The sequence below is a fragment of the Anaerosolibacter carboniphilus genome (assembly GCF_014205875.1).
GTDB lineage: Bacteria > Bacillota > Clostridia > Peptostreptococcales > Thermotaleaceae > Anaerosolibacter > Anaerosolibacter carboniphilus.
The window spans coordinates 23365-42590 of the sequence record NZ_JACHEN010000039.1; the positions used below are offsets into that span (position 1 = coordinate 23365).

At 38.8% G+C, this 19226-nt stretch carries 16 protein-coding genes and 2 tRNA genes; all 18 read left to right on the top strand.

The window, feature by feature from the left end:
- The 18 genes from mfd (at window position 1) to tilS (ending at window position 19099) form a co-directional block, all read left to right on the top strand.
- Entirely contained in the window at window positions 1–3507 is a 3507-nt protein-coding gene (mfd, locus tag HNQ80_RS22540; protein ID WP_184312942.1) for a transcription-repair coupling factor, read from the top strand.
- Window positions 3508–3566: 59 nt separating this feature from the next.
- Window positions 3567–4568, top strand: coding sequence for a peptidylprolyl isomerase (locus HNQ80_RS22545; RefSeq protein WP_184312943.1), 1002 nt, complete (start codon window positions 3567–3569; stop codon window positions 4566–4568).
- Between the two features lie 182 nt (window positions 4569–4750).
- The gene (spoVT, locus tag HNQ80_RS22550; RefSeq protein ID WP_184312945.1) at window positions 4751–5302 is read left to right on the top strand and encodes a stage V sporulation protein T; all 552 of its coding nucleotides are present in this window, start codon (window positions 4751–4753) and stop codon (window positions 5300–5302) included.
- A gap of 247 nt (window positions 5303–5549) precedes the next feature.
- The gene (locus HNQ80_RS22555) at window positions 5550–7157 is read left to right on the top strand and encodes a putative polysaccharide biosynthesis protein (RefSeq protein WP_184312946.1); all 1608 of its coding nucleotides are present in this window, start codon (window positions 5550–5552) and stop codon (window positions 7155–7157) included.
- Window positions 7158–7202: 45 nt separating this feature from the next.
- Window positions 7203–8693: a bifunctional methyltransferase/pyrophosphohydrolase YabN gene (gene yabN / locus HNQ80_RS22560; RefSeq protein WP_330602995.1), complete on the top strand. Its 1491-nt coding sequence runs from the start codon at window positions 7203–7205 to the stop codon at window positions 8691–8693.
- Window positions 8694–8762: 69 nt separating this feature from the next.
- The gene (locus HNQ80_RS22565) at window positions 8763–9041 is read left to right on the top strand and encodes an HU family DNA-binding protein (protein ID WP_184312956.1); all 279 of its coding nucleotides are present in this window, start codon (window positions 8763–8765) and stop codon (window positions 9039–9041) included.
- 55 nt (window positions 9042–9096) lie between these two features.
- Window positions 9097–9339: an RNA-binding S4 domain-containing protein gene (locus tag HNQ80_RS22570; RefSeq protein WP_184312958.1), complete on the top strand. Its 243-nt coding sequence runs from the start codon at window positions 9097–9099 to the stop codon at window positions 9337–9339.
- A gap of 122 nt (window positions 9340–9461) precedes the next feature.
- Window positions 9462–9752, top strand: a complete 291-nt coding sequence (gene yabP, locus HNQ80_RS22575; protein WP_184312960.1) for a sporulation protein YabP — start codon at window positions 9462–9464, stop codon at window positions 9750–9752.
- A gap of 121 nt (window positions 9753–9873) precedes the next feature.
- Window positions 9874–10383: a spore cortex biosynthesis protein YabQ gene (gene yabQ, locus HNQ80_RS22580; RefSeq protein WP_184312961.1), complete on the top strand. Its 510-nt coding sequence runs from the start codon at window positions 9874–9876 to the stop codon at window positions 10381–10383.
- A gap of 64 nt (window positions 10384–10447) precedes the next feature.
- Window positions 10448–10765, top strand: a complete 318-nt coding sequence (locus HNQ80_RS22585) for an FtsB family cell division protein (protein ID WP_184312963.1) — start codon at window positions 10448–10450, stop codon at window positions 10763–10765.
- 101 nt (window positions 10766–10866) lie between these two features.
- Window positions 10867–11289, top strand: coding sequence for a S1 domain-containing RNA-binding protein (locus tag HNQ80_RS22590; protein WP_184312965.1), 423 nt, complete (start codon window positions 10867–10869; stop codon window positions 11287–11289).
- 212 nt (window positions 11290–11501) lie between these two features.
- Entirely contained in the window at window positions 11502–12419 is a 918-nt protein-coding gene (locus HNQ80_RS22595) for a Ppx/GppA phosphatase family protein (protein ID WP_184312967.1), read from the top strand.
- 90 nt (window positions 12420–12509) lie between these two features.
- A tRNA-Met gene (locus tag HNQ80_RS22600) sits at window positions 12510–12586 on the top strand.
- Between the two features lie 120 nt (window positions 12587–12706).
- A tRNA-Asp gene (locus HNQ80_RS22605) sits at window positions 12707–12783 on the top strand.
- A 451-nt stretch (window positions 12784–13234) separates the two neighbouring features.
- Window positions 13235–15685, top strand: coding sequence for a stage II sporulation protein E (gene spoIIE / locus HNQ80_RS22610; protein ID WP_207727160.1), 2451 nt, complete (start codon window positions 13235–13237; stop codon window positions 15683–15685).
- A 95-nt stretch (window positions 15686–15780) separates the two neighbouring features.
- The gene (locus HNQ80_RS22615) at window positions 15781–16509 is read left to right on the top strand and encodes a vWA domain-containing protein (RefSeq protein ID WP_184312971.1); all 729 of its coding nucleotides are present in this window, start codon (window positions 15781–15783) and stop codon (window positions 16507–16509) included.
- A gap of 216 nt (window positions 16510–16725) precedes the next feature.
- Window positions 16726–17658, top strand: a complete 933-nt coding sequence (locus HNQ80_RS22620; protein ID WP_184312973.1) for a serine/threonine protein kinase — start codon at window positions 16726–16728, stop codon at window positions 17656–17658.
- A gap of 40 nt (window positions 17659–17698) precedes the next feature.
- Entirely contained in the window at window positions 17699–19099 is a 1401-nt protein-coding gene (gene tilS, locus HNQ80_RS22625; RefSeq protein ID WP_184312975.1) for a tRNA lysidine(34) synthetase TilS, read from the top strand.
- Window positions 19100–19226 lie beyond the last annotated feature (127 nt).

The following is a 19226-nucleotide window of genomic DNA, read 5'->3' on the forward strand; positions in this document are numbered from 1 at the left end:
TTGACGGAACATATTTTTATAGAAGGACTAAAAAATCTAAAGGAATTTGGTGCATTAAGGGATAGTATAGAAAAGGGGTTGAATCCATCAGCTGTCCATGGATTGGTAGAAGCCCAGATTTCTCATATTATCTCAGCCTTAAATCAAATTGAGAATAGACAGTGCCTTATTTTAACCTATAATGAATTGCAGGCGAGAAAAATTTATGATGATTTAAAATGCTTTCTTAGGAAAGGGATTTATCTATATCCCTCCAGCGAGGTAAGACTCTATCATGTGGATGCCTCCAGCCACCAGACAGCAGAAGAACGCATTCGCGTGATGATGGGTGTAGGAGAGCACAATGCCTGTGTGGTGGTTACTTCTGTGGAGAGCTTATTAAACCGATTGGTGCCGAGGGGCGTATTTGAAGAATATTCTTTTTCTATGAATTTTGGTGAGACCATCGTAATAGATGAGGTGATTCGAAAGTTTCTGGCTTTAGGCTATGAACGTATGGATCTTGTAGAAGCCAAAGGACAATTTGCCATACGGGGGGGGATCATTGATTTTTTTCCAATATCTGCAGAGCTACCCTATCGAATCGAATTGTTTGATGATGAGATAGACTCTATACGCAGCTTTGATCTGGAAAGTCAATTATCGATTGATAAAGTCAAAACCGTGTTTATTGGACCTGCTCAAGAGATGATTGTGGATGAAGCAAAAAAAATGGCAGCCATTCATCGTTTACAGGAAGAAAGAAAGCATCTACCTAAGAAAATAAAGGGTAAGGTCAGGGAATATTTAGAGGAAAATATTAGAAGATCTATAGAGGAAATTGAGAACAGTCATGTGGGTAGAGGCTGGGAAAATTATATTACCTACTTTTATGAAAATACCTGTTCCCTTTTAGACTATTTCGCAAAGAATGCCCTGGTTTTTGTGGATGAGCCATCCAGGGTTCGTGAAAAGGCTGAGCTTGCTTACACAGAGTTTGAGGAGACCTATAAGGACAAATTGGAAAAGGGTGAAGTGCTGCCAGGCCAGGCCAGCCTTTTGTTTCATTATGACGAAATTGTTATGATGCTTCATGATCGACAGGTATTTACCTTAACGAGTCTGCCGAAAAATAATCCAGATTTTCCACCCAAAAATATTATTAACTTTTCTTCAAGAATGGCCCAGTCCTTCCATGGCAAGATGGACATTTTTATTGAAGAGGTAAAGCGTTGGAAATATAAAGGATATAAGACAATTCTACTCTGTGGTTCCATGGAACGGGCAAAGTATCTTGAAGGCACTTTGCGAAATCATCAGGTAGAGGCAATTTTAATAGAGAATGGAAATCATGACATCCTTTCAGGGCAGACCTTTATTCTGCAAGGAAGTCTTGCCAAAGGTTTTGAGTACCATGGAAATAGGTTTTTGGTTGTAACTGAACAAGAAATTTTTGGTACGGTAAAAAAGAAAAAAGCGCCTTCCAAAAAGAAAGATGCGAGACCGATTAAGTCCTTTATGGATTTAAACCTTGGAGATTACGTGGTCCATGAGAATCATGGGATTGGAAAATATGTGGGCATTGAACAATTAAAGGTTCAAGGAGCCAAGAAGGACTATCTGCATATAAAATATTCCGATGGTGGATCTTTGTATGTACCCATTGAGCAAATGGATCTGGTGCAAAAATATATTGGGTCTGATGGGGCATCACCTAAGCTCAACAAACTGGGCGGTGTAGAATGGAAAAAGGCAAAAGCCAAGGTAAAGGGAGCCATCGAAGATATGGCCAAGGATTTATTGGCCCTTTATGCTGAGCGGCAGATGACCAGAGGGCATGCTTTTGCTCACGATACACCATGGCAAAGCCAGTTTGAGGATGCGTTTCCCTATGAGGAAACGCCTGATCAGCTAAAATGTATCAGTGAAATCAAAAAGGACATGGAAACAAGTATACCCATGGATCGACTGCTCTGTGGCGACGTGGGATATGGTAAGACAGAAGTAGCCATCCGAGCTGCCTTTAAATGTGTCATGGAGGGGAAGCAGGCTGCGATCTTGGTACCTACCACCATATTGGCCCAACAACACTATAATACGTTGGTGCAGCGGTTTGCAGAATTTCCAGTTTCCATTGACATGCTAAGTAGATTTCGTACAGACTCCCAACAAGATGAGATTATTGAAAAACTGAGACAAGGAAATCTAGATGTCGTCGTAGGGACTCATCGGCTCATATCAAAGGATGTCCAGTTTAAGGATCTAGGATTGTTGATTATAGACGAAGAACAGCGATTTGGTGTAAAGCATAAGGAAGCTTTGAAGCAATTGAAGAAGCATGTGGATGTGCTCACTTTAACGGCTACCCCTATTCCTAGAACCCTGCATATGTCACTGATCGGACTACGGGATATGAGCATCATTGAAGATCCACCAGAGGAAAGGTATCCAATACAGACCTATGTGATGGAACACAATGATGAAATTATTCGGGAAGCAATCATGCGAGAGCTACATCGGGGTGGACAAGTGTATTTTGTTTTCAATCGTGTCAAGGGAATTCAGCAAATGGCAAATAAGCTACGAAAGCTGCTGCCGGAGGCAAGGATTGCAATAGGCCATGGACAGATGAGTGAGCGGGAGTTGGAAAATGTCATGATCGATTTCATGAATGGGGAATTTGATGTACTGGTGTGCACAACAATCATTGAAACAGGACTGGATATCTCTAATGTAAATACGATTATTATCCATGATGCCGATAAAATGGGGTTATCACAGCTGTATCAGCTGCGAGGTAGAGTTGGAAGAACAAATCGTTTGGCCTATGCTTATCTCACCTATCAGAAGGATAAGGTGCTGACAGAAGTAGCAGAGAAGAGGCTGAAGGCCATTAAAGAATTTACGGAGTTTGGATCAGGATTCAAGATCGCCATGCGGGATTTGGAGATTAGGGGTGCGGGAAATCTGATTGGAGGAGAACAGCATGGTCATATGGCTACCATAGGCTATGACCTGTACTGTAAGTTATTAGAGGATACGATACGGGAGATGAAAGGGGAAGCGCTCATTCGACCGGTTGAAACCACCATTGAGATTAGTGTCAACGCCTTTATACCAGAACAATATATCTCCAATGAAAGCCATAAGCTGGAGATCTATAAGAAGATTGCTTCATTAAGAGGAAAGCAGGATGCCGATGATATTGAAGAAGAAATTGAAGATAGATTTGGGGAGATTCCGGAATCAGTTACAAACCTGATCTCTATTTCCTATATAAAGTCCATGGCACAGCAACTAGGGATGATATCCATTATTGAAGGAGATACCTTTGTCAAATTCCAATTTGATGATGGGGGAAGAATTCATCCAGAAATGATTGCTGGAATGATAGATAGCTATAGAGATAGAATCCAAGTTCATGGAAGTGTAACACCCTATATCCGTCTGAAATACAGTTCTCAAGAAAATAAACTAAAGGAAATGAGAGGGTTTCTAGAAAAAATTAGTGGTTTTCACAGGAATTGATTTCATATATAATTAAAATTAGGTAAAATCAAAGGAAGTAATGGGAGAGGATGTGTAAAATGAAAAATAAAGCAAGAATTGTAATACTTATTTTGCTAATGGTTGTAGCACTAGTTGTATCAGGATGCCAAAACGGCAGTGCTGGTGATGGAAAAGCTGTGGCAAAGGTAGATGGGAAAGTAATTAACCAGGAACAATACAATAAAAACCTTATTATTTTCAAAAAGAACTATGAGGGTGTTTATGGTACAGAAATCTGGAGTATAGATGTAGGTGGCAAAACTTTTCTACAAGCAGTACAGGAAAATGTTTTGGACAAGATGATCAGCGACGAAGTAATCAGGCAATATATGGACAAAAACAAAATAGCAATCGATGAAGCGGAAGTTGAAAAGCAATATGCAGACTATAAGGCAAAAACAGAACAACAAGCAGAAATTAAGAAGTTTTTTGAAGAGAACAAGATTGACGAAAATTTCATTAAAGACCAAATCAGAACAGAGATATATGTAAAGAAATTTAGAGAAGAAGTAGAGAAGGAATTGGCATTAGATGATAAAAAACTAGAGGCATATTACAATAAAAACATTGATGCCTATAAGGATGTTCAAGTAAAAGCATCCCATATTTTATTCAAAACAGTAGACGACGAGAGAAAACCGCTGCCGGCGGATCAAGTGAAAAAAGCAGAAGAGACGGCAAAAGAAGTATTGAAGCGAGTAAAGAGTGGAGAGGATTTTGCAAAGCTTGCAACGGAGTTTTCAGAAGATCCAGGGTCAGCAAAGCAAGGCGGAGACTTGGGATACTTCCCTAAAGGAATGATGGTTCCTGAATTTGAAGAAACAGCCTTTACGTTGCAGCCAGGAGAAATCAGTGAACTTGTAAAAACAGACTTTGGATATCACATTATCAAAGTAGTAGATAAGAAGAGTGAGCAAAAAGTTTTTGAGGATGTAAAGGAAGAAATTAAGAGCAAACTGTTAGAAGATGGGATCAATGAAAAGATTGAGTCTATCAAGAATGAGAAAAAAATCGAAAAAAACATGGAAAATATTAAATAATTAAAATAGAGGTACTTTCAGTACCTCTATTTTCTTTTCAGAATAAATTACTGTAAAATCAATATTTCTAAGTATTGTTATAGGTTTAGAAAAATTTCCATTCATGTATAAAAAACACACTTGAGTAAAATAATAAGTGTACAATGACCAGTTTACAATAAGTACAGTAGGAGGGAACGCAATTGAAAGCAACAGGCATAGTTAGACGAATTGACGATTTAGGTAGAGTTGTGATTCCGAAGGAAATAAGGCGAACGCTTCGAATAAGAGAAGGAGACCCACTAGAGATTTTTACTGATAGAGAAGGCGAAGTTATTTTAAAAAAATACTCACCCATAGGAGAATTAACAGAATTTGCAAGTGAGTATTCAGAGTCGCTCTATGATGCTCTAGGTCATACCGCCGTTATTACTGATCGAGATACCATTATTGCTGTGGCAGGTGGATCCAAAAAAGAGTATTTAGAAAAAAGAGTAAGCAAAAGCTTGGAAAAGGTTATGGAGGAAAAGAAAAATCTAGTTATCAATGAGAAGGAAAAAACTTATGCATTGGCAGCAGATGAGGGAGATGAAAAGCGGTATACATCACAAGTGATTGTTCCCATTATCACTCAGGGTGATCCAATTGGCGCAGTAATCTTATTATCAAAGGATGCCAACAAACCCATGGGAGATCTGGAGGCAAAAGTAGCAGAAACAGCAGCCAACTTTTTAGGAAAGCAAATGGAGCAATAACACAAAAGGTATCATCCTACATAGTAGTAAAAGTAGCAGAAATTCACTGCTACTTTTTGTTTTCTGTTGAAATCTATGGGAGATAGATTATTATGAATGGGCCTGGGGGAAGGAGAATAAACTATAACAAATCGTTGGCATTTTTGATATAATAGATTTGTTCTAAAGAAGGAATTCTGTAGTTGTTTGAGTAAGAAAATTTTTAAAACATTCTCAGAAAAGGGAGAGAAGAATTGGAGGAAAATCAATGAGCAGTAAATCATTCTTAAAAGGGGCCGCTATCCTCGGTATAGCAGGGATCATCGTAAAGATACTGGGAGCATTCTTCAGGATTCCCTTGGGAAATATTATTGGAGATACAGGCTTGGGATATTATCAAGCATCCTACCCTATCTATGTACTATTGTTGACCATATCTACGGCAGGGATTCCAACGGCCATTTCAAAGCTTGTGGCGGAAAGAAGAGCTATAGGGGATCGTTATGGTGCTCATCGGATATTTAAAGTATCCTTTGTATTATTATTTGTTACGGGGATTATTACCTCAAGTATTATATTCTTTGGTGCAAAAACCATCGTAGAATTGATAAAAAATCCCAATGCATATTACTCCATGCTTGCTGTGGTGCCAGCGCTACTTTTTGTACCGGTGATGGCGGCTTATCGCGGCTATTTCCAAGGTATGCAAGATATGACACCCACAGCCATTTCACAGGTAATTGAGCAGTTTGGAAGGGTGATTGTGGGATTAGGTTTAGCTGTATTTTTGCTGGATAGAGGACCTGAAATTGCTTCGGCTGGAGCTGTCTTTGGTGCTGCTGCAGGTGCGATTACAGGAACGCTGATCATTGTATATATTTATTATCGAAGAAGAAGTAATATTATGCGAGAGATTCAAAACAACGGTCATTCGCAGCAAGAGTCATCCGGTGCAATCATTTCAAAACTTCTTCGCATTGCGATTCCTATTACCATTGGAGCTGCTATTATGCCTGTTATGAATATGATTGACGTGGCTATTGTTATGAGAAGACTCCAAGATGTAGGATTTTCCTATGAAGAGGCAAATAGCTTATATGGACAATTGACAGGAATGGCATTGACCTTGATTAATCTGCCGCAGGTCCTTACAGTGGCCCTTGCCATGAGCTTGGTGCCAGCTATCTCGGATGCGAGCCAGAGAAGGGATCAAAAGGGGATACAGAATGTAATACAAACGGGTACTCGGGCGACTCTATTAATTGGACTTCCAGCAGCAGTTGGATTGGTTACTTTGTCTAAACCGATTATGATGCTCCTTTATCCGATGCAGGTAGAAAGTGCGTTAAACGCTTCTGGACCTTTGGCTATCCTAGCCTTTGGATTGGTATTCCTTACCTTGGTACAGACCTTTACTGGAATCCTGCAAGGCTTAGGAAGACCTAGTATTCCTGTAGTAAATTTAGCCATTGGCTCTATATTCAAAATTATTTTGACCTATACCCTCACAGGGATTTATGCTATTAACGTAAAAGGTGCCGCCATAGGAACCGTTGTGACCTATGCTGTGACTGCGTTACTTAATTTCTTAGCCGTCCGAAGGATCACACGCACTTCCTTTAATGTAGTGCAGTTTATTGTAAAACCGTTGATTGCCGTAGCGGCCATGAGTGTTTCAGTATTGGTAGTGTATAATCAGCTGCTTCCTGTTTTGGGTAACCGACTTACTACGGTGCTGGCCATCGGTATAGGCGCATTGATCTATGGGTTAATGCTGTTAACAACTGGCGGCATTACGGAAGAAGATTTAGAAATGTTGCCAGGCGGCAAGAAAATAGCAAGAGTATTGCGTATTTTAGGGTTGAAAAGGAAATAATATGGTTTAAAGTCAAACATATGTTGAAAGTGGGTGTGGATAGAAATGAGGCATATGCTTACCATCATTGGCCTAGGGCCGGGAAGTAAGGAGTCTCTAACCCTTGGCGGCATAGAGAAAATGAAGGAAAGTAAAAAAATCCTACTTAGGACCCAGAAACATCCAGTGATAGACTACTTAATTAGCCAAGGTTTTTCTATGGAAAGCTTAGATCATTACTATGATCAAAAGGACAACTTTGATGAGGTATATGATGCGATCGCTGATGATATTATAGAACGTCTCAAACATGAAGATGTGGTTTATGCGGTACCAGGTAGTCCCTTTGTAGCTGAATATACGGTCCAGAGACTGTTGGAAAGAGCTGAAAGTCATGACTATGATATAGAAATTGTACCCAGCATGAGTTTTATTGAAGCGATTTTTCAGGTATTGAAAAAGGATCCTATCGGAGGGCTACAGATCATAGATGGGCTTCAGTTAAAGACTCAAAGACCTGACCCGAATACGGATGTGATTGTGACCCAAGTTTACAATCAAATGGTGGCTTCGGATATAAAATTAAGACTAATGGCCTATTATCCTGATCAGTACCCTATATGTGTTCTGAGAGGAGCTGGAATCCCAGGGATTCAAAGGGTTGAATGGGTTTTACTCTATGAGTTGGACCGATTGGAGTGGGTGGATTATTTAACCAGTATATACCTTCCCAAAGTTGACGAGAAATGGGAAAAATACTATAATATGAATAATCTTGTAGAAATAATGGCAAAACTAAGAAGTAAGGAAGGGTGTCCCTGGGATTTAAAGCAAACCCATGAAAGCCTAAGGCCTTATCTACTGGAGGAAACTTATGAAGTGCTAGAGGCCCTTGACAATGACGACAAGGAGTTGCTTGTAGAAGAATTAGGTGATCTGCTGTTACAAATCGTATTTCATGCCCAAATAGCTGCAGAAGAAGGATATTTCGATATTCAAGATGTGATTGCAGGTATTAGCAGAAAGTTGATCTATAGGCATCCCCATGTATTTGGCGAAAATAAGGAGACTACAGATGCAGGGGCTTTACTACGATGGGAGGAGATGAAACGGAAAGAAAAAGATGTAAAAACCCATACGGAATCTCTGCAACGCATTCCTAAACCATTGCCTGCACTTATGAGGAGCTATAAAATTCAGAAGAAAGCCGCTGCGGTTGGCTTTGATTGGGATTGTGTAGAGGGAGCCCTTGAAAAAGTAAAAGAAGAATTGACTGAACTATTAGAAGTATACCAAACAGATCAAACAGATAAAATAACAGAAGAACTAGGTGATTTGCTTTTTGCCATTGTAAATATGGCCAGGTTTTTGAAGGTTGAGCCAGAGCTAGCCTTGAATCAGACCAATGAAAAATTTATTCAGCGGTTTGCATTTATGGAAAAGCATGCAAAATCGTTGGACAAGCAGCTGGAAGAAATGTCTTTAGAAGAGATGGATCAGTTGTGGAATTTGGCAAAAATACATAAAAATAAAAAAAATGATAAAAAATACAAGTAAAAAGAAGGAATTTGCAACAAAAGGTAGAATATGCTATACGTATTAAAAAAGATGAATGGAGGTATATTTGTGAATAAAGCTGAATTAGTTGCGAGCATGGCAGAAAAATCAGGACTTACTAAGAAGGATGCAGAAACTGCATTAAATGCATTCATGAAAAGCGTAGAAGAGGCTCTTGCAAAAAATGATAAGGTACAATTAGTTGGATTTGGTACTTTTGATGTAAGAGAAAGAAAAGAAAGACAAGGAAGAAACCCAAGAAATCCTGAGCAAGTAATTGAAATTCCAGCTTCTAAGGCTCCTGTTTTCAAAGCAGGTAAAGCTTTAAAGGATATGGTAAACGCATAATAGAAAAGGCAGCTTAGGCTGCTTTTTTTGTTTGTATCTATAAATGGAGGATAAAATGAGGCTAGATAAATTTTTAAAGAACTCGAGACTGATCAAAAGAAGAACTATTGCAAAGGAAGCCTGCGATCAAGGACGTATCCAGATCAATGGTCAAGTAGCAAAGGCAGGAACAGAGGTAAAACTTGGAGATAAGATTACCATCGAATTTGGTACAAAACGTACCAGTGTAGAAGTAATCGATATATCTGAACATGTTACCAAAGAATCCTCCAAAGAAATGTATAAAGTGATCGAATAGCATCCAGTAATGAGGATGCTATTTTCTTTTGTCGATGAGCAGGTGAAACTATGCATAAGTACAAGTCCATAAGAATATCCTTTATAAAGTAGTCTACTATCGTCGTAAAGAGGTGAGTATAGGTGGAAGACAGAAAGGTAGCCAAGAGCAAGAATCACAACTTGATTTTGGAGAATCGGGGAAAGTTGAGCATATCAGGGGTAGAGCATGTTGACAGCTTTAATGAAAACACGGTGCTGATAGAAACGGTACAAGGTGTACTTACAGTGAAGGGGACCGAATTAAATATAAGTAAACTCAACCTGGAAGATGGTAATGTTGTCCTGGAAGGGCATGTATACTCCTTGGTTTATAGTGATCGGGAAGGCTTGCAGAATAAAGGGGTAGGATTCCTAGGAAAGATGTTTAAATAACCGCGTGGCGGTTATTTTTTTGAATAGATGGATTATAGGGAACAGGGATACCTGTTCTATAATGGTCAAAATATAGTATTGATGCGGATTATCTATAGATAGCAAGAATGGGGTGATTTGTATGGCTACATCAGTAGCTGAGCAGGTATATGTTTTCTTAGCAACCATGTATGGCGGTATTTTGATAGGCTTTGTCTACGATTTATATAGAATCCTGAGGCTGATTTTCAAACCCAAGAAAATTGCTACATTGATTCAAGATCTTATTTTTTGGATTGTTATTTCTGGGGTCGCCATTGCAGTACTTTTGTTTAGCAATTCAGGACAGTTGAGATTTTATACGTTTTTGGGATTTGTGATGGGGAGTATATTATACAATCAACTGCTAAGCAATATTATTATCAAGACCATTGTATATCTGCTATCCCTTTTAAAAAAGACAATAATGAGCTTAATAAACAAGCTGGTGTATCCGATAAAAATATTGATACAGTGGTCAAAGATACCCTGGCGATGGGCGAAGAAAAAACTAATGCCTATCTATTATCGATGGAGAAGAATTGCTACAATGCCAAAACGAATTGCTAGAGATGTAAAAAAATACATAAAAACTGTAATGAAAAAAAAGTAGCAGGAAATTATATGACTGTATAGAATAATATTACAGAAGAGGGCAAACAAAAAGGGTGAAATGTATGGATATGATGCAACAAAGGAAAAAGAGAGTACGAAGGGGAAATAAACCTTTCTATATGATCCTTTTGGTCATGGGACTCTATGTGGTGTGGATTTTTGTGAGTCAGCAAATGAAGCTTCATGAACTGACTGAGCAGGAAACGGCCTATAAAAAAAGAGTAGAAGTGTTAAAACAAGAGGTTGCCCGTCGAGAGGAAGAAGTGAAAAATGGCAACACACCAGAGTTCGTCGAAAAAGTAGCCAGAGAGCAGCTAAAGATGGTAAAACCTAATGAAATTATTTATGTTGATATGCATAAAGCAAAATATAGTCAATAAGGCTACCAAGCAAGAGGTGCAGTTGTTGACAGGCTTTAAATAATAAATTATAATATGTCTAGTAAAGTTGTGAATAATATATAAGGAGGAAGATTTTATTTATGCCGGTTGAAATAGGAAAAGTTGTTGAGGGCACGGTAACTGGTATTACAAATTTTGGTGCTTTTATTCAACTACCACAGGGAAAAACAGGATTATGTCATATTTCAGAAGTGGCAGATGATTATGTAAAAGATATTCGTACCTACTTAAAGGAACAGCAAAAAGTCATGGTAAAAATAATTGCAATTGATGGCAATGGAAAGATTAGTCTCTCCATCCGGCAGGCACAGGAAAAACCTCCTAAAAAAAGTAACCAGCCCGCACAGCTTGATTGGCAGAAAAAGAGTACAGAGTCAAATTTGTCCTTTGAAGATAAGCTTTCTAAGTTTTTGAAGGACAGTGACGAAAAGCATCAACAACTTAAGAAAAATATGAGAGACACGAGAAGAGGAAACGGATTTAATAATAAGAAAGATGCTTAAAAAATACAACCGAGACGATGTCTCGGTTTTTTATTGTCTAAGAAACGCTCATGAAATTGAAATTTCACAAAGTATAATGAAAATAAGTTTTATTTTCGTAGGAAAGTATAAATCTTAAGTAAGCTCAATGGACGTAGAGATTGAGAAAACCAGACAATAAAAAATAGGGGTTGTAGGGGATGAAATCCCCTGCCGTACTAAGGAGGCTTTAAATGAAAAAGTATGCTGCCATCGATATTGGCACAAATTCAATGCGACTACTTATTGCCGATGTAGAGAATGGAGAAATAGTCAGAAGTTTTAAGGATTTAGAGACAACCAGGATGGGAGAGGGCGTAGATCACACAGGAAGGCTTACACAAGGAGCCATTGAGCGGAACTTGGAAGCTTTAAAAAAGTTTAATGCCGTGGTTCAGAGGGAAGGGATATCATCTATGCCAGTAATCGCTACCAGTGCTGTCAGGGATGCCCAAAACAGAGAGATATTTCTGCAACGGGCACGGCAAGAGGTTGGTCTCGATATAGATGTCATAACAGGAGATCGAGAAGCTCAATTAGGATTCTCTGGAGTGTTGCGAGGATTGAAGGAAAAAGGGGAAAGCATTTTGGTCATTGATATTGGTGGTGGAAGTACTGAATTCATCCTGGGAAATGAAAATGGTATACAATATATGGTCAGTCATAACATAGGAGCAGTGCGAATGACAGAAAAATGTGTGCTGAATGATCCACTATTGCCACAAGATATGCGCAGGTTAGAAGAGGAGATAGATCTGGAGATCCTCCCTACAATGATGAAATTAAGAGAGATGAAGATAGATAGAGTTATTGGAATTGGTGGAACCACTACAACCATTGCTGCTGTTCATCTAAAGTTGGCAATATATGACCGTGATAAGGTTCATAATACGGATGTCCATCTAGAAGAAGTAAGGAATGTTCTAAAGAGCTTTCTGGTCGTTCCCTTAAGTGAGAGAAAGAAAATTCAAGGACTTCATCCAAAACGAGCAGATGTCATTACAGCGGGCACTGTAATTTTAGATAGAATTCTAACGCTCCTGAAGATAGATGAATTCAGGATTAGCGAGTATGATAATCTAGAGGGATTGATTTTCGAGCAACTATCATAAGATGGATGGAAAATGCTGCTGTAATGAAATGTGAAAATAGCATTGACATCTTGCGAATTCTGCTGTAATATAGAATTTGTCATGAAAAATGGCGGCGTAGCTTAGTTGGCTAGAGCGTCCGGTTCATACCCGGAAGGTCGGTGGTTCGAGTCCACTCGCCGCTACCAAAAACATGGTGCACGGTTACCGGTTTACGGTTGCTATGGCCAGTATCTAGGGTCGAAAGACTTAAGAGAATGACCTGAACAACAGATAACCGACAACCAGCAACTGACAACCGAAAATCTGGCCCGGTAGTTCAGTTGGTTAGAATGCCAGCCTGTCACGCTGGAGGTCGAGGGTTCGAGCCCCTTCCGGGTCGCCAATTAGAAAAAATCTTCCATTTTAATAAAATGGGAGATTTTTTTATTTGTACTCAAAACAATGTTGAAATGAGGTAAGGGTACAGACGAAGATATAATTGTAGATAAATGCGAATATGGTTGATTTTTTAGGGGCGCTCATTGGGCGTCAAAGAATGGGATTATAAACAAACAGAATGGACGTGCAATGCACGCTCCTACGATTATATTGCAATATTTATTTACTACGCAATCTATTATTCTATGACCATCTATTTAAGAATATTCATGATAATATCGGGGGACTTTTTCATCTGTCGTCAAAAACTTCTGACCCTGATGTAAGAATAGGAAGAATCTATATGAAAATTTGAAAATAAATTTGTCGTGTCCATAAAATCATGTAAAAACTCCCCAGTCTATGTCTATAATTTTATGGCGATGGGACAGGTAAGTTGACAAATATCTCCTGCCATGGCTGATATAATTGCACTAAGAAAATCGGTAGGTGGTGTTTACATGATAGAAAAATATGAACTCATGCCATACAAAAGAAAACAAAGTGGACAAGCTAAAGCGCTACTAGGCAGTAAAAGAATTGGATTATTTTATGGGACAAAACAAATACTCTTTTTAAGCATCATTGGCTTCCTCTTAGGAAGAGCTAGCATATTGGATGGACTCGCTCCATTTGGCATTGCATACTTTACTGTACTGCTGGCAAAAGAACGTAAAAACGCCTTGGTGGGTGTTGGTATCATTTTAGGAACGATGACGGTCGTCGACGCTGGAAGTTGGGGGAAGTATGGGTTTGCTCTGTTATTATCTTGGGTGGTATTTTATTTTATAAAGGATAAGATCCAGCGGAATGTTTTTAAAACGGCATTGGTATCTGGAACGATCATGTTCTTAGCAGGAATACTCTATGGTATTTTTTCGGACCTATATATATATGATTTGTTTATGATTGGATTTGAATCTGTTGTGACATTTGTGTTCGTTTATATATTATCCTATGCAGTGCCGATAGCCCTTCAGAAAACAAATAGAAAGATATTATCTAATGAGGAACTGATATGCATTGCCATTACAGCGGCCGTACTTATTTCAGGATTTGCTGATATAAGCATAAGAGACTATGCATTGAAGAATGTTCTAGGAATATTGCTAACCCTGATATTTGCATACAATGGGGGAGCCAGTGTGGGCGCAAGCGTAGGGGTAACTATAGGCATTATTACCAGCATGTCTACCATAGGGACGCCTACGGTTATAGGAATTTATGCCTTCTCTGGATTGTTAGCAGGCATATTTAAGGATTTGGGGAAACTAGGATCGTCTATGGGGATCATTATGGGAAATGCAATTCTTACTTTTTACATAAACGGATCTACGGAGGTTATTCTACAGTTCGAGGAAATTGTCATGGCATTTATTATCTTTATGCTGATACCAAAGTCAATTCTAGGCTATACCGAAAAGTTTGTAAATGCCAATGGCGGATCTGTTCAGTTAGATAAAGCCTACAGTGAAAGGATACGGAGGATCACATTTGATCGGTTGAAAGAGTTTAGCCATGCCTTTTCAGAGTTGGCTGTGACCTATGGACAAATATTGGAAAGAAATAGGCTGATTGATCAGCAAGAAATTGCAGGCATCATCGATCAGGTAGTAAATAAGGTATGCAGTCAATGTGGCATGTGTAGAAGCTGTTGGAAAAATGGGTTTTACAGCTCTTACAACGATCTTGTTGAGATCATTACTTTGCTGGAATCCTCAGGGAGGATTAAGGAGGATAAAATTCCTACCATACTGAAAAAACGATGTATCCGCTTAGAGATGCTGCTTCAAACCATTTATGATCAGTTTGAAATCTACAAGATTCACTATAAATGGGAAAACAAGCTTTTTGAGAGCAGACAGCTTGTTGCAGAACAGTTTCAAGGGGTATCGGAGATCCTTCACCGTTTGGGCAAAGAGATCAATATGGACGTTCACTTTAAAACGGATATTGAAGATGCCCTATATGTGGCTTTCGATAAAGCAGGAATTGTTGTAAATAAGATTACTGTTTTTGAGAAAGAAAATGGAAAGATGGAAGTGACGGTAGAGAAGCGATCTTGCTACGATCGCAAACAATGTGATGAAAAGATTGCACCCATTGTGTCTCAAGTCATGGGCGTAGAGTTTATTCGAAAAAATCAACATTGTACCACGGATGATAGTACAGACAACTGCGTGTTTCAATTGGTAGCAGCAGAGAAATACAGGGCAAGCACAGGAGTCGCACGGGCTTCTAAAGATAATGGGCATATTTGTGGCGACAGTTATACAATGATGGATCTTCAGGATGGAAAATACATGATTGCCCTTAGCGATGGTATGGGATCTGGAGAAAAGGCGGCTAAAGAAAGTACAACGACGATTACCTTACTGGAGCAGCTATTGGAAGCTGGATTTGATCAAGAAACGGCTATTAAGACCATAAACTCTATTTTGGTTCTAAAATCCTCTGATGAAATATTTTCTACCATAGATTTATCCATTATAGATTTATATACTGGTAGATTAGACTGCATAAAAATCGGGGCTGCATCAAGCTTTATCAAAAGAGGAAATGGAGAGATTGAAATTATTAAATCTACATCGTTACCCATTGGCATCTTAAGTAAGATTGACTTTGACAGTTTTGGAAAGAAATTAGGGCAAGGAGATTTTGTCATAATGATGTCAGATGGCATTTTGGATGCTGACAAACAGACAGATATAAAGGAAAATTGGGTTATTGCTGCATTACAGTCTATTCACAGTAGAAACCCGCAAGTCATTGCTGATGAGCTGATGAATATGGCCATTGAAAAATATGGCGATAGAATTGAGGATGATATGACGGTGTTGGTTACAAAGATATGGGAATCGAAATAAGAGCCTTAGGCTCTTTTTCTTTTAAGTTTTGTATAAAAAACAGGATAAAGGACAATACTTCCAGGTAAATAATACCAGGGGGAAGGTGTCCATTTATGGAAATAAAACAAATGATTGTGGTAACGGATGGTAAATCGAACATCGGCGGCAATCCTGTTACAGCAGCAGCTGAAGCGGCCAAAAGAGGGATTGTTGTCAATGCCATAGGAATCATGGAACAGAAAGAAGAGGATCATGCTTTTGATGAAATAAGAGAGATTGCTAGGGCAGGCAGGGGTACTTGGGAAAATACCCATGTGGCCAATTTAGGTCAGACCATGCATCATATGACACAGAGAACGGTGAATAAGACCATAGAGAGCATTGTGGGAAGACAGCTAAAAGAAATGATCGGGGGAAATATAGACGATATACCGCCCCAAGCAAGGGGACAGATCATTGACTATATGGATCGCCTTGGAGAAGATATCCCTATCAAATGCTGCGTAGTGATGGATTGCAGCGGCAGCATGGCCAACAAGATGGGGACAGCGAGACAAAGTATTATTGAGCTAATGAATTCTCTCCAGGGAAGGAAAGGAAAAAGTCAGATTGCCATCATTGCATTTCCAGGAGAAAAGGGCGACTTTTATAGAGTCATTTGTGATTTTACTGAGAATATATCAGAGGTCAAAAGAACTGTATATGCCCTGAAAGCTGGCGGAAATACGCCTACTGCTGCTGCTATGAATAAAGCCATTGATCTTATGCTGGATATTCACGACATAAGCTTTGAAGAGATTGTAGACAATAATGAGCCCTTATTAAAGGATGGTATCATATGAAGACGGCTAATATTAGCCGTTTTGTTTATGTATAGAAAATTATGGTTTTCAATTTCCCATATATGGGGTGTGCAGAGGGGATTCCCCTTTGCCGTATTCAGGAAGGTCCTCAGGAACCTGCATTGCAGGCGTCGAAACCTAGGGTTTCCTAGCGAAAACAAATTGCCGATAGGCAACTTTGTTCATTGTGCTTACTAAAGTGAGGGATGAAGAAAGATGATGGGTATTCGATTATCAAAAGGCAGCATGATTCGGGGAAAATGGAGTCAAAAATCATATAGAGTATTGGAGTTATTGGGTGAAGGAGGCATAGGCGCTGTTTATAAAGTGCAAGAGATTACCAGTAATGAAATATATGCCCTAAAGCTCAGTGAAGATTTACAGAGTATTACAAAGGAATATGATATGTTAAAGAAATTTGAAAATCTGTCTATGGTTGTAAAGGCGAAAGAGATTGATGATTTGGATTGTCTGGGTCATAGACTGTATTATATGGTAACAGAGTGCATAGATGGAAAAAATTTAGATCAATATAGAAAAGAAAGAAAAATTTCTTTGAAATCTGTAGTAGCTTTAGCGATTGTCATAGGCAAAGCATTTCAAAGATTTCATCAGGAAAACTATGTTTTTGGAGATATGAAATTAGAAAACTTAATGTTAGATCAGCGCAATGGGAAATTGAAGATTATTGATCTAGGGGGTGTAACCCGAATGGGTGAAGGATTGAAAGAGTTTACACCTACCTATGATAGGGCAAGCTGGGGCGTAGGACTACGAAAAGCAGACGAGAAATATGATCTTTTTAGTCTGTGTATCCTCATTACTTATTTGGTATTGGGCAATGAATTTCCACTCCGAGAGAAAAGTGTGGATAAAGTGATATATAAATTAAAAAATGTGGATATTGCTCCTAGAATCCTAGAACTCATCCACAAGGGAATAACTCAAAAAGATATGAACTTTTCACAGTTTATCTCTTCTTTAGAAAAGGTTTATGATCACCTTGATAGTTTTCAGATAAAAGGGAAGTCTGTGTATAAGATTGTGAATGGTGTATTTATCGGAAGCATCCTATTCTTTTTAAGTGTTGTGACATTTATTGTAATAAAAATTAGCGATATGGGGAAGGTATTTCAGACTATTTTATAGAACTTATTGAAATCAAAGTGTTTGAGATAGGAGCAAGGTTATGCTGAAGAGATTTTTAAGCACCATAGAAAAATATGGAATGATTCAAAAGGGAGACGGGATTGTAGTTGGTGTGTCAGGAGGACCGGATTCAGTATGTTTATTGCACCTGCTATGGAAAATTCGAAATGCTTATCAACTGAAAATCTATGCAGTGCATTTGAACCATCAGCTGCGGGAAAAGGAGGCAGAGGAGGATGCCCTTTATGTCCGTCAGTTATGTGCACAACTTGATATCCCAGCCTTTATTTATTCTGAGGATATTGCTTGTTATAGTCAGAAAAAGGGTATAAGTTTTGAAGAAGCAGGGAGAGAAAGGCGGTATGCTCTATTTGATCAAGTAATGCAGGAACAGGGTGCCCATAAAATAGCTGTTGCCCAGAACATGGATGATCAGGCGGAAACAGTACTGATGCGGTTTATGCGAGGTGCAGGGATAGAAGGTCTTGCAGCAATTCCTTATGTGAGGGAACATCGGGTGATTCGGCCTTTGCTAGATATTCCTCGACATGAAATCGAAGCGTATTGCAGGATCTCTGAACTGACCCCTAGACTAGATTATACCAATCTACAAACCATATATACACGAAATCGTATAAGATTAGAGTTAATTCCTTATATCCAGGAGCACTTTAATCCCAAAATCAAGGATACCCTTTGGCGTACGGCAAACTTGCTGCGGGAAGATAGCGAATTTATTGACTCAGAAGTCCAGTGTAATTATGAAGAAATTGTTCAGCTTCGTCAGGGAGCAGCTGCGATTTTTTTAGAAGCAATAACAAAACTGCATCCATCCATTGGGAAAAGAATTATTCGAAGGGCTATACGAGAAGCATCGGGCAGTTTGATGGATTTTGAGCAAATTCATATTGAAAGCATTTTAAACCTAGCCAACGTAGGAAGAGTAGGGGCGAGAATTGATTTACCAAAGGAAATGATGGCAGAAATCAGCTATGACGTATTAATTATCAAAAAGAGAATCACAATAAGTGAAATGAGTTTTTTTTATACTCTGCCCATAGGTGAAGATATATATTTGAAGGAGTTAGTTGGAACCATAAGATCAAAAATAATCGAATGGGATCCATCCAAGGAAATTCAAACCCATTCCTGCAAGAAGTATTTTGATTTAGACAAGGTGCAAGGGGGTATAAACGTTAGGAATAGAAGACAGGGGGATATTTTCTGGCCCTATGGCATGAAAGGTAGAAAGAAGCTGAAGGATTATTTTATTGACGAGAAAATTTCGAGAGAAAACAGGGATCGAATTCCACTGATTTGCGATGAAGATGAAATCATGTGGGTTGTTGGTTACCGTACTAGTGAAAAATATAAGATAGATGAGCACACAAAAAGGGTACTGATACTGGAGTATGAAAGAAATGATATAAAAGATAGATGAGCGATCACAAAATAGCTTTTGGGGCGAAAAAAATCGCTGAAAAGCCTGTGTTGAGATGTAATTTATTGTTTTCATATAAAATATATGGTAGAATAGAGAGACGCAAAAATTGTAGTCGTCATCGTGC

Excerpts from the sequence above, each read along its gene's own strand:
- HNQ80_RS22590 (WP_184312965.1), top strand. The coding sequence starts at position 10,867 with ATGCCGGTTGAAATAGGAAAAGTTGTTGAGGGCACGGTAACTGGTATT.
- spoIIE (WP_207727160.1), top strand. The coding sequence starts at position 13,235 with ATGGCTGATATAATTGCACTAAGAAAATCGGTAGGTGGTGTTTACATG.
- HNQ80_RS22615 (WP_184312971.1), top strand. The coding sequence starts at position 15,781 with ATGGAAATAAAACAAATGATTGTGGTAACGGATGGTAAATCGAACATC.
- HNQ80_RS22585 (WP_184312963.1), top strand. The coding sequence starts at position 10,448 with ATGGATATGATGCAACAAAGGAAAAAGAGAGTACGAAGGGGAAATAAA.
- HNQ80_RS22555 (WP_184312946.1), top strand. The coding sequence starts at position 5,550 with ATGAGCAGTAAATCATTCTTAAAAGGGGCCGCTATCCTCGGTATAGCA.
- yabN (WP_330602995.1), top strand. The coding sequence starts at position 7,203 with ATGAGGCATATGCTTACCATCATTGGCCTAGGGCCGGGAAGTAAGGAG.
- HNQ80_RS22570 (WP_184312958.1), top strand. The coding sequence starts at position 9,097 with ATGAGGCTAGATAAATTTTTAAAGAACTCGAGACTGATCAAAAGAAGA.
- HNQ80_RS22620 (WP_184312973.1), top strand. The coding sequence starts at position 16,726 with ATGATGGGTATTCGATTATCAAAAGGCAGCATGATTCGGGGAAAATGG.
- HNQ80_RS22545 (WP_184312943.1), top strand. The coding sequence starts at position 3,567 with ATGAAAAATAAAGCAAGAATTGTAATACTTATTTTGCTAATGGTTGTA.
- HNQ80_RS22595 (WP_184312967.1), top strand. The coding sequence starts at position 11,502 with ATGAAAAAGTATGCTGCCATCGATATTGGCACAAATTCAATGCGACTA.
- yabQ (WP_184312961.1), top strand. The coding sequence starts at position 9,874 with ATGGCTACATCAGTAGCTGAGCAGGTATATGTTTTCTTAGCAACCATG.
- tilS (WP_184312975.1), top strand. The coding sequence starts at position 17,699 with ATGCTGAAGAGATTTTTAAGCACCATAGAAAAATATGGAATGATTCAA.